Genomic DNA, 10,926 nt, shown 5'->3' with positions numbered 1-10,926 from the left:
CGCAGACTCTTGCGTAGGGGGATTTCCTGCGATGATCAGCATGGCAGTCGTGGAGCTATCGAGGCTCCAATTCGCGCTGACTGCGCTTTACCACTTCCTGTTCGTGCCGTTGACGCTCGGCCTCTCGTTCATGCTCGTCATCATGGAGAGCGTGTACGTGATGACCAACCGCCCGATCTGGCGGGACATCACCCGTTTCTGGGCAAAGCTGTTCGGCATCAACTTCGTCCTTGGCGTCGCCACCGGCCTCACCATGGAATTCCAGTTCGGGACCAACTGGTCCTATTACTCGCACTATGTGGGCGACATCTTCGGCGCCCCGCTCGCGATCGAGGGCCTGATGGCCTTCTTCCTGGAAGCGACGTTCGTCGGGCTGATGTTCTTCGGCTGGGATCGCATGTCGAAACAGGCGCACCTGTTCACCACCTTCATGGTGGCGCTCGGCTCCAACCTGTCGGCGCTGTGGATTCTCGTCGCCAATGGCTGGATGCAGCACCCGACCGGGTCGGTGTTCAACCCCGAGACGATGCGCATGGAAGTCACCGACTTCGCGGCGGTGATCTTCAATCCGGTCGCCCAGGCGAAGTTCGTCCACACGGTGAGCGCGGGCTACGTCATGGCCAGCGTGTTCGTGCTCGGCGTCTCGGCCTTCTACCTGCTCAAGGGCAAGCATCTGGAGCTGGCCAAGCGCAGCTTCACGGTGGCGGCGGCCTTCGGCCTCGCTTCGTCGCTGTCGGTCGTCGTGCTGGGCGACGAGAGCGGCTATGCGCTGACCGAGAACCAGCAGATGAAGCTCGCCGCGATCGAGGGCATGTGGCACACCGAGCCTGCGCCCGCCGGCCTCGCGATCTTCGGCGTCCCTTCGAACAGCGGTCGCGAGACCAGGTACGAGGTGAAGATCCCCTATGTGCTGGGCCTGATCTCCACGCGCAGCCTGACCGGTGAGGTCAATGGCATCTTCCCGCTGGTTGCGCGCGCCAAGGTCCGTATCGTCAATGGGCTGACTGCCTATGACGCGGTGGAGAAGCTCAAGGTCGATCGTAACAACCTGGTTGCGCGCGAGGCGTTCGAGAAGACCAAGAACGATCTGGGCTATGCGCTGCTGCTCAAGCGCTTCGTGGCCGATCCGCGCACCGCGGACGCGGCAACGATCGACAAGGCGGCGTGGAGCACCGTGCCGAACGTGCCGGCGATCTTCTGGATGTTCCGCATCATGGCCGGGATTGGTTTCGGCATGATCGCCTTCTTCGCGGTTGCCTTCTACTATTCGACCGTCCGCAAGTTCGACGCCCGCTGGTTCCTGCGGCTGGCGCTGATCGTGATGCCGCTGCCGTGGATCGCCGCGGAAGTGGGCTGGGCCGTGGCCGAGGTCGGTCGCCAGCCCTGGGCGGTGGAGGGCGTGCTGCCGACCTTCCTGGCACCATCGAGCCTGACCGTGCCCGAGCTGTGGCTGACGATCATCGGCTTCACCGCGCTCTATGGCGCGCTGGCGGTGATCGAGGTGCGGCTGATGCTCGCATCGATCAAGAAGGGGCCGGAGGAATATCGTCCGGCGACCGCGCCGGCGCCCGCGGGCCCCGATTTCCACGCCGTTCCGGCCGAATGAGCCGAACCAGGGTTTTGGAGACAGACCATGTCCATCCCTCTCGATTTTGAAACGCTACGCATCATCTGGTGGCTGTTGCTCGGTGTATTGCTGATCGGCTTCGCACTGACCGACGGCTTCGACCTGGGGACGGGAGCACTGCTCCCGTTCGTGGGGAAGACCGACGAGGAGCGTCGGATGGTGATCAACACCATCGGCGCAACCTGGGAAGGCAACCAAGTGTGGTTCATCCTCGGCGGCGGCGCCATCTTCGCGGCATGGCCCTTCGTCTATGCCGTAAGCTTCTCCGGCTTCTACCTGGCGATGTTCCTGGTGCTGTCGGCGCTGATATTGCGGCCGGTGGGGTTCAAGTACCGCTCGAAGCACCCGGACCTGAAATGGCGCTATCGCTGGGATTGGGCGTTGTTCGTCGGCGGCTTCGTGCCGGCGCTCGTCTTCGGTGTCGCAGTGGGCAATGTGCTCAAGGGCATTCCCTTCCGCCTCGATGGCGACCTGCGCGCCTTCTACGACGGATCGCTTCTCGGCCTCTTCACCCCGTTCACGCTGGTCACTGGCCTGCTTTCGGTGGCGATGCTGGTGCTGCATGGTGCGGGCTGGCTGAGCCTCAAGTCCGAAGGCGTGGTGCTCGAGCGTGCCCGTCGCTTCGGCCAGGTAGCTGCCGTGCTGGCGATCGTGCTGTTCGCGGTCGGCGGCCTGTTCGTCGCCTATGGCGGTCTTGGCTACCGGCTGGATGGCTTGGTCGACGCAGGCGGTCCGTCCAATCCGCGCTTCTCGACCACGGTTGCGGAAGGCGGCGCCTGGCTGGCCAATTACGGCGCGCATCCCTGGATGCTCATGGCCCCCTTGCTCGGCTTTGTTGGCCCGGTGCTGGCGCTGCTCGGCATCCGCGGCCGCAATGACGTGCTGGTGTTCGCGGGCTCGTCGCTCGCCAATGTGGGGATCATCTCCACGGTTGGCCTGTCGATGTTCCCGTACATTCTGCCGAGCTCGATCGATCCGCTGTCGAGCCTGACGGTGTGGAACGCCTCGTCGAGCCACGGCACGCTGTTCACCATGCTGATCGTCACTGCGATCTTCCTGCCGATCGTCCTTGCCTACACGGCCTGGGCCTACCGCATCATGTTCGGCCGGGTGACCGAGCAGGACGTGCGCACCAACCCCGACTTCTACTGAGGAGCAGTTCCCATGTGGTATTTTGCCTGGATCCTGGGTGTCGGCCTCGCCGTCGGCTTCGGCATCCTCAACGGCCTGTGGCACGAGTTCCGCTCGGAAACCGAGGACGGGGTCATCTAGGCCCGGAGAGCGTGCGGCGCGGCTTCAGATCTCGATGAAGCCGCGCCGTGCCGCGATGATCACCGCGTGGGTACGATCGGCCACGTCGAGCTTGGCGAAGATGTTCTTGAGATGCGCTTTCACCGTGTCGGTGGAGAGCGACAGGCGCCAGGCGATCTGCTTGTTGGGATGTCCTTCCGCGACCAGGCGGAGGATGTCCGTCTCGCGCTCGCTCAGCCGGTCGTCGAACGCGTGAAGGGCGATTTCCTGGGCGACATCCGCGGCGATCGCCCGGCGCCCCTCATGCACCGCGCGGATCGTATCGAGCAGGTCCTTGCGGATGCAGCTCTTCAGCAGATAGCCGGTCGCCCCGGCGCGCAGTGCCCGCAGCGCATGCGTGTCGCCCGGATAGGTGGTGAGCACCACAAACTGGGCGGCGGGGAATTCGCGGCGGATCGCCTCGATCGTCTCCACGCCGTCCATGCCCGGCATCTGGATGTCCATCAGCGTCACGTCGGGCTGGACCTCGCGATACCGCTCGACCGCCTCTGCACCGCCCTGGGCCTCCGCGACGATCTCCATGTCCGCCTGGCGCTCGACCACTGCGACGATGCCTTCGCGCAGCATCGGGTGATCGTCGACCACCATTACCCGGACGGTCTTCGCGCGCGTCGCCAATGCTGCCTCAACCAATTCGGCCTCCTGTGACCAGCGCGCGCCACTTGCGGCGCCGCGTATTCGAATAGGCGATCGTCGCGGGGACGATCAGGATGATTTCGGTACCGCCCGCAGGCGGCCTTTGCACCACAAGGCGCGACTGGATCTTGGCCGCACGCTCGCGCATGCCCGGCAGGCCGAAATGCCCGTCGCGCTTGCCGTCGCGCAATACCTCGTCGGTAATCCCCACGCCATCGTCGCGGAAGCGGACGCTGAAGCAATCGGGCTGGAAACCGATGCGGATCGCGATCTGGCGCGCATGGGCGTGGCGCCAGATGTTGAAGAGCGCCTCGTTGGCGATCCGTGCCACTTCATCCCACACCAGAGGGTCGAGCGGCCGGGGCTCGCCCTCGCTTACCACCGAGATCTGGGTGGAGGGCGAGAAGACCTGCTTGCGGGCGATCTCCAGGATCATGTGCTCGATATCATCGGCGCCGCCGATCAGGCGCAGGTCGCGCACCCGGTCGCGTCCCTCGGCAAGGACATTGTCGGCGCGGTCCAGCGCTTCCTCGAGCTCGCGGCGCGCCGGGTTCTCGGGCGAGATATCGTCAGCGACGAGCTGGAAGCGGAGGACCAGCGCCTGCACGCCCTGCAGCAGCGTGTCGTGCAATTCGCGCGCGATCCGCTCACGCTCGCCAAGTCGCTCGCGCATGCGATCGCGCATCTGCGCGGCCAGGGCACGGACCTTCACCTGGTAGAACAGCCAGAACAGGCCGATCGCCCCCAGGGCACAGAGAAGCGTGAACCACCTGCTCTGGAAGAAGGTCGGCGGTAGCGTGAATTCCAATGTGGTCGGAGTGGGGTTCCAGATCCCGTCATTGTTCGAAGCGATCACCCGGAAGCGATAGGAGCCCGGCTCGAGATTGGTGTAGAATGCCTGGCGGCGCGTGCCGGGATCAATCCAGGTGCGGTCCACGCCCTCCAGCATGTAGCGGAAGCGGACCCGGCTCGGCACCGAGAAGCTGAGGCCGGTATATTCGATCGACAGGTTGGACTCGCCGCGGGGCAGGGTGATCCGCGATGGATCGACGAAGCGCTTGCCATCCACGACCAGCGCGCGGATTGCCACCGGCGGCACGACGGCGTTGCGGGAAAGCTTGCCCGGGTCGATCCGCATCACGCTCTGCCGGGTCAGGAACCACAACCGCCCATCGCCGCCCGCCGCGATCTGCGGGCCGTCCGCGCGCTGTGTGCGGCTGGCAAAGCCGTCCTGCTCGTCGAACAGGTCGTGGGGGATCGGCACGCGGGGGTGCGAGAAGGCGCGATCGAGATCGACGGTGTGAATCCTCAGCAGGCCGATATTGTTGACCATCCAGGTCTCGCCCGACGCCGTCTGGACCAGGCCGCGCACGCCGCGCAGCCAGGGGTGGTCGGCGATCGACAGCCGGTCGAACCGGCCGTTCCGCCATAGGGCCAGGCCTTCACCGCCCGCCACCAGCATGCCGTCGCGCCCGGCATAGACGCCGGTGAGCCCGGAAACGCCGATCTGGTCGTTGGTCCAGCCGCGCGCCGTGGTACCGACGACGCGGACGATGCCCTTGCGATCCAGGATGATCACCGGGTTGCCGTCCCGGTCGATGACGATGTCCTGCGGCCGGCCCGGCAAAGGGAGGTTGGCCTGGTGCCAGCCATTGCCACGGCGGACGAGCACGCCGTGCTGGAAGCGCGCTACCCAAAGCCGGCCGAGTCCATCTTCCGCGCAGCCATAGGTCTCGCCGGCACCGGGCAGGTCGATCGTCTCGGCTACCTGGCCGCCGCGCATCCGGACCATGCGCCGCGCGGTGCTGAGCCAGACCGAGCCGTTGCCGCCGCGGCACAGCGCCTGAATGTCGCCCGGTTGGGTGGAGAAGAGGCTGGGGTCCTGGCCGGGCAGGGCGCGATAGAGCGACGGGCCGCTCGCCAGCCAGATCGTGCCGGCGTCATCGGCAGCGACCATATAGCCCTCCGCCGCGCCGTCCGCCGGCGGCTCGACGCGGAACAGGCTGGCGGGGCGGAACTGGTCGAGCCCCAGCTCGGTGCCTACCCAGATATTGCCCTCGCGGTCCTGCAGCAGCGACACGGCCTGGTTGGAGGTCAGCCCGTTCTCGGTGCGGTAGAGCGAGATATTGCCCTCGGCGCTTGCCTTGTCCGCGGCCCGCTCGATCTGGAAGATGCCGCTGGTGAAGCTCGAACCCCAGAGATTGCCGTCCCGGTCGAACAGGATCGCGGTGCGCCGGACTGGCCCCGAAAAGGGAAAGACCACGGAGTTCTTCGGCTCGCGAGCACCGGCCGGATAATCGGGCAGCATGCGGGTGCCATGGGCGTCGGACAGCCACATATTACCCTCGGGATCGAGCGCGAGATTGGCACCGAAGCCGAGCTCCACGCCCACCGCCTCGAACCGCCGGGTGCCGTGGCGCAGCAGGTAGAGCTGCTTGTCGGTGGCGACCCAGATCGATCCGTCGCGCCCGGTCGCCAGGCTCGAGACGTAATCCTTGTCGGGCAGGCCCCAGCGCTGGTCGATCGTCTCCCAGGCGCCGTCCCGGTAGCGCTTGAGCGCCTTGCGCGTGCGCCCGCCCACGGCCCAGATCGCGCCTTCCTTGTCCTCGCGAAGCTCGGTGATCTCGCCGGCGGCATCGTGCATGCCGGTGCTGACCATGCGCCCGCCGCGATAGATCTCGACCCCGCCGCCACCGACATAGGCGGCCCAGAGTTCGCCACGCCGGGTGACGAGCAGCGCGCTGATCGGGATCGCGCCGCGGGGGTGATCGGGGGCGGGGGGGACATATTCGAAGGTCACTCCGTCAAACCGGAACAGGCCGTTGCCGGTGCCCACCCAGATATAGCCATCCGGCCCCTGGGCGAGTGCCTGGACCATGGCGGGCACGCCGTCCTTGCTCGTCCAGGTCGCATGAAGATAGCGGCCGATGCCCTGGCCGGGCGCGTCTGCGGTCGCCGTGCCCCCGAAGCACAGCGCGATGAACCCGGCGATGAGCAAGGCTAGTCGCAAGACGATCCCCTTCTCACGCGACGCTTCCGAAAGCGCGCACGGTAGCACAGAAACATCGCCGCGCGGGAGTAGCCCGAAAGAGTTAGGCGAGGCACCGGCACGAGATTTGCGGCTGCGGACACCTGTGGGACTGAGCTGGCGCAGGTTCGGCAGGAGGAAAGCATGAGCGAGCGTCTCGAAACCACGCGCCGCGAGTTCGTGGCAGGCGCCGCGGCGATCGCCGCAGCGGCGGCATTACCCATTCCCGCCCTGGCCGGGGCGGCATCCCACGCAGGAGAAAAGACCATGGCGACGATCAAGACCGCCGACGGCACGGAGATCTTCTACAAGGACTGGGGTCCCAAGACCGCCACGCCGATCGTGTTCCATCACGGCTGGCCGCTGACGGCGGACGATTGGGACAGCCAGATGATGTACTTCCTGATGCAGGGCTACCGCGTCATCGCGCATGACCGCCGGGGGCATGGCCGCTCGACCCAGACCGATACGGGCAACGAGATGGACACCTATGCCGCCGATGTCGCGGCGCTGACCGACCATCTCGACCTGAAGGGCGCGATCCATGTCGGCCATTCGACCGGTGGCGGCGAAGTGGCGCATTATGTCGCCCGCGCCAAGCCGGGCCGCGTCGCCAAGATGGTCCTGATCGGCGCGGTGCCGCCGGTGATGGTCAAGAGCGAGAAGAACCCCGGCGGCCTGCCGATCGAGGTTTTCGACGGCATCCGCGCCGGCGTGCTCGCCAACCGCGCCCAGCTCTACATCGATTTCCCGACCGGCCCGTTCTACGGCTTCAACCGGCCGGGCGCGAAGATCAGCCAGGGCATCATCGACAACTGGTATCGCCAGGGCATGATGGGCGGGATCAAGGCCCATTACGACTGCATCAAGGCGTTCAGCGAGACCGACTTCACCGAGGACCTCAAGAAGATCACCGTGCCCTCGCTGGTGATGCACGGCGATGACGACCAGGTCGTGCCCTATGCGGACTCGGGCCCGCTTTCGGCCAAGCTGCTCAAGAACGCGACGCTCAAGACCTACAAGGGCTTCCCGCACGGCATGGCGACCACCCATGCCGATGTGATCAACCCGGACCTGCTCGCCTTCATCAAGGGCTGACCGGCCAGCCCGGGTCCCAGTTCGGAGTATCGGATGGCCCCCACGGTCATGCTCATCCACGGTGCCTGGCTTACGCCAAGCTCGTGGGACCGCTTCCGCCAGCGCTTCGAGGCGGCGGGCGTGAGCGTGGTGGCGCCGCCCTGGCCCTATCTCGATCGCCCGGTGGACGAGCTCCGCCGGGCGCCCGATCCGCGGCTGGGCAAGCTTGGCCTCAGGCAGATCACCGATCATTATGCCGCGCTGATCGAAGCGATGCCGCATCCGCCGATCCTGATGGGGCACAGCTTTGGCGGCTTGATCGTCCAGCTGCTCGCCGATCGCGGGCTGGGCGCCGCGGCGGTGGCGATCGACCCGACACCGCCCTTCGGCGTGCCCGCGCATCCGCTGGCGGTATGGACCTCCCTCTGCGTGTTCACGGCGTTCAACGGCTGGAACCGGGCGTTGCGGATGAGCGAGCGCGAGTTCGCCGCCGGCTTCGCCCAGACGCTGCCGGCAGCCGAGAAGCCCTATGCCTGGGAGAAGTTCATCGTGCCCACGCCGGGGCGCGTGTTCTTCCAGGCGGTGCTGGGCATCGGCGCCCGGGTGCGCTGGGACAACCCCGACCGGCCGCCGCTGATGCTGATCGCCGGCGCGAAGGACCGCACCGTGCCCGCGCCGATGGTCCGCGCCAATTACCGCAAGCATTTGCGCTCGCCGGTCGACACCATGTTCCACGAATTCCCCGGTCGTTCGCACTGGCTGTGCAACGAGGATGGCTGGGAGGAAGTCGCCGACCGGGCACTTTCCTGGGCGCGGACGGCGGCGGGGCGCTGATCCTACAGCCGGGGCGGGGCCGACGCGCCAAAGTACACGAAGTAGAGGCCAAGAGCTGTTTTTCGGCTTCGAATTTTGACCTTCTCAACGGAAACGCGCCGCATCTCGCAACATTGTTGCGTGCGCCTGATCCTATTTCACCAACAGCCTCAAGGAGCGGCCGGGCTGCGAACCCGACCGCCTGAGGCAATCATGCGAAATCCTGCATTGCAAGCCGGGTTCAGGCGAACGCGGGCATGCCCTCGAGCAGCTTGTCGAGCGTGACCGGATAGTCGCGCACCCGCACGCCGGTGGCGTTGTGGATCGCATTGGCAACCGCCGCGCCGACGCCGCAGATACCGAGCTCGCCCACGCCCTTGGCCTTCATCGGCGAGGTGGTGGGATCGGTCTCCTCGAGGAAGATCACTTCCTGGTGCGGGATGTCGGCATGGACCGGGACTTCGTACCCGGCGAGGTCGTGGTTGACGAAGAAGCCGAAGCGCTTGTCGACCACCAGTTCCTCCATCAGCGCGGCACCCGCGCCCATGGTCATCGCGCCGATCACCTGGCTGCGTGCCGAGACCGGATTAAGGATGCGGCCCGCCGCGCACACCGCGAGCATGCGGCGAATGCGGATCTCGGCGGTAGCGATATCGACGCCCACCTCGACGAAATGGGCGCCGAAGGTGGATTGCTGGAACTTGCGGCCCAGATCGCCATATTCCATCACATCCTCGACGACGATCTCGCCGGCCCTGGCGGCGTCGGCGAGCGGCACGCTGCGTTTGCCGACGCGGACCTTGCCGCTGGCGAACACCGCGTCGTCCGAATTGAAGCCGAGCTTCTGGGCAACCGCCTCGCGCAGTTTCACGCAGGCGGCATAGACGCCGGCGGTGGCGCTGTTCGCCCCCCATTGCCCGCCCGAGCCGGCCGAGACCGGGAAGCTGGAATCGCCAAGCTTCACCTTCACCTTGTCGAGCGGCACGCCCATCATCTCGGCCGCGGTCTGCGCGACGATCGTGTAGGTGCCGGTGCCGATATCGGTCATGTCGGTTTCGACCGTGACGATGCCGGAGCCGTCGAGCCGGACGCGTGCGGCCGACTTCATGTTGATGTTGTTGCGGAAGGCCGCTGCCATGCCGATGCCGACCAGCCAGCGCCCGTCACGGACCTGGCCCGGCTTCGGATTGCGTTTCGCCCAGCCGAACTTGTCGGCGCCGGTACGCATGCACTCGATCAGCTGGCGCTGCGAGAAGGGGCGTTCCGGCTTTTCGGGATCGACCTGGGTATCGTTGATCACGCGCAGTTCGATCGGGTCGATGTCGAGCTTCTCGGCGAGCTCGTCCATTGCGATCTCGAGCGCCATCAAGCCAGGCGCCTCGCCCGGCGCGCGCATCGCATTCGCCTCGGGCAGGTTGAGCACCGCGAGCTTCTGGCCGATCAGCCGGTTGGCGCCGGCATAGAGCAGGCGGGTCTGCGCGACCGAGTTCTCGCCGCCGCCGCCGGGCAGGTCGCCGCACCATTCCTCATGCGCGATCGCGCTGATCTTGCCGTCGCGCCCCGCGCCGATGCGGATCCGCTGGATCGTTGCCGGCCGGTGCGTGGTGTTGTTGAACATCAGCGGGCGGGGCAGGGCGACCTTGACCGGCCGGCCCGCTGCCTTGGCGCCGAGCGCGGCGAGGATCGCATCGGCGCGGACGAACAGCTTGCCGCCAAAGCCCCCGCCGATGAAGGGCGAGATCAGCCTGACATTTTCCTTGGGAATGCCGAGCGTCTTGGCGACGTCGCCCTTGCCCCAGGCGATCATCTGGTTGGCGGTCCAGATCTGCAGCTTGTCGCCGTCCCAGGCGGCGATCGAGGCATGCGGCTCCATCATCGCATGGGCGTGATCCGGCGTGGTGTAGCGCTGGTCGAACTGCACCGGCGATGCGGCGAAGGCGCCGTCGAAATCGCCGACCTTGGCGTTGTTGCCGCCCGCCTTCACGGCGCTGTCCACCGAGGCGGCGAGATCATAGGCGCCCTTTTCGCGGGCATAGTCGACGCGGACCAAAGCCGCGGCGGCGCGCGCCTGCTCGAAGGTCTCGGCGACAACCAGCGCGACGGCCTGGTGATAATGCTCGATCTCCGGGCCGCCGAGCAGCATTGCCGTGTTGAAGCTGCCCTTGTTCAGCTTGCCGGCATTGTCGGCGGTGATGATCGCCAGCACGCCGGGCGCGGCCTTGGCATCGCGCAGGTCGATCGCGGAGATCCGCCCCTTGGCGATCGCCGAGCCGACGACATAGCCATAAGCGGGGTTCTTGACGGCCTCGCCATGCTCATAGGCATAGCGGGCGCCGCCGCTGGTCTTGAGCGGGCCGTCGATGCGCGGAGTGGGCTTGCCGACGAACTTGCCCTGGTCGATCGGATTGGTGCCGGCGGGGGTGGTGAACTTCAT

At 66.6% G+C, this 10,926-nt stretch carries 8 protein-coding genes; 5 read left to right on the top strand and 3 right to left on the bottom strand.

Annotation, left to right across the window (positions count from 1 at the left end; translation table 11 throughout):
- Positions 1 to 31: 31 nt before the first annotated feature.
- The 3 genes from AAHM44_RS07945 to cydX are packed head-to-tail and all read left to right on the top strand — an operon-like array spanning position 32 to position 2,899.
- Positions 32 to 1,606 (top strand): cytochrome ubiquinol oxidase subunit I, encoded by a 1,575-nt coding sequence (locus AAHM44_RS07945; RefSeq protein WP_446745968.1) that lies wholly within the window; start codon positions 32 to 34, stop codon positions 1,604 to 1,606.
- Between the two features lie 27 nt (positions 1,607 to 1,633).
- Complete coding sequence (cydB, locus tag AAHM44_RS07940) at positions 1,634 to 2,779, top strand: cytochrome d ubiquinol oxidase subunit II (protein WP_342249609.1); 1,146 nt, start codon at positions 1,634 to 1,636, stop codon at positions 2,777 to 2,779.
- A gap of 12 nt (positions 2,780 to 2,791) precedes the next feature.
- The gene (gene cydX, locus AAHM44_RS07935) at positions 2,792 to 2,899 is read left to right on the top strand and encodes a cytochrome bd-I oxidase subunit CydX (RefSeq protein ID WP_184165302.1); all 108 of its coding nucleotides are present in this window, start codon (positions 2,792 to 2,794) and stop codon (positions 2,897 to 2,899) included.
- Between the two features lie 24 nt (positions 2,900 to 2,923).
- Here the strand turns inward: cydX and AAHM44_RS07930 are convergent, their stop codons facing one another.
- Both AAHM44_RS07930 and AAHM44_RS07925 read right to left on the bottom strand, forming a co-directional pair.
- Entirely contained in the window at positions 2,924 to 3,571 is a 648-nt protein-coding gene (locus AAHM44_RS07930; RefSeq protein WP_342249608.1) for a response regulator transcription factor, read from the bottom strand.
- Positions 3,564 to 6,584 (bottom strand): sensor histidine kinase, encoded by a 3,021-nt coding sequence (locus AAHM44_RS07925; RefSeq protein ID WP_342249607.1) that lies wholly within the window; start codon positions 6,582 to 6,584, stop codon positions 3,564 to 3,566. The genes AAHM44_RS07930 and AAHM44_RS07925 overlap by 8 nt, the downstream gene beginning before the upstream one ends.
- 285 nt (positions 6,585 to 6,869) lie before the next feature.
- Between AAHM44_RS07925 and AAHM44_RS07920 the strand changes: the two genes are divergently transcribed.
- Together AAHM44_RS07920 and AAHM44_RS07915 are read left to right on the top strand one after the other, a co-directional pair.
- Positions 6,870 to 7,700: an alpha/beta fold hydrolase gene (locus tag AAHM44_RS07920; RefSeq protein ID WP_342249631.1), complete on the top strand. Its 831-nt coding sequence runs from the start codon at positions 6,870 to 6,872 to the stop codon at positions 7,698 to 7,700.
- 33 nt (positions 7,701 to 7,733) lie between these two features.
- The gene (locus AAHM44_RS07915) at positions 7,734 to 8,513 is read left to right on the top strand and encodes an alpha/beta hydrolase (protein WP_269575612.1); all 780 of its coding nucleotides are present in this window, start codon (positions 7,734 to 7,736) and stop codon (positions 8,511 to 8,513) included.
- A 220-nt stretch (positions 8,514 to 8,733) separates the two neighbouring features.
- Here AAHM44_RS07915 and paoC read toward each other — a convergent pair whose 3' ends face one another.
- Positions 8,734 to 10,926: an aldehyde oxidoreductase molybdenum-binding subunit PaoC gene (gene paoC / locus AAHM44_RS07910; protein WP_342249606.1), complete on the bottom strand. Its 2,193-nt coding sequence runs from the start codon at positions 10,924 to 10,926 to the stop codon at positions 8,734 to 8,736.

The organism is Sphingomonas sp. OTU376 (genome assembly GCF_038440415.1).
In the GTDB taxonomy this organism is placed as follows: domain Bacteria; phylum Pseudomonadota; class Alphaproteobacteria; order Sphingomonadales; family Sphingomonadaceae; genus Sphingomonas; species Sphingomonas kyeonggiensis_A.
The sequence above is the reverse complement of the archived record's forward strand: the minus strand, read 5'-3'. Positions and strand labels throughout refer to the sequence as shown.

What these genes read in the sequence shown, in the direction of transcription:
- AAHM44_RS07945 (WP_446745968.1), top strand. Translation starts at nt 32, where the DNA reads ATGATCAGCATGGCAGTCGTGGAGCTATCGAGGCTCCAATTCGCGCTG.
- cydB (WP_342249609.1), top strand. Translation starts at nt 1,634, where the DNA reads ATGTCCATCCCTCTCGATTTTGAAACGCTACGCATCATCTGGTGGCTG.
- cydX (WP_184165302.1), top strand. Translation starts at nt 2,792, where the DNA reads ATGTGGTATTTTGCCTGGATCCTGGGTGTCGGCCTCGCCGTCGGCTTC.
- AAHM44_RS07920 (WP_342249631.1), top strand. Translation starts at nt 6,870, where the DNA reads ATGGCGACGATCAAGACCGCCGACGGCACGGAGATCTTCTACAAGGAC.
- AAHM44_RS07915 (WP_269575612.1), top strand. Translation starts at nt 7,734, where the DNA reads ATGGCCCCCACGGTCATGCTCATCCACGGTGCCTGGCTTACGCCAAGC.
- paoC (WP_342249606.1), bottom strand. Translation starts at nt 10,926, where the DNA reads ATGAAGTTCACCACCCCCGCCGGCACCAATCCGATCGACCAGGGCAAG.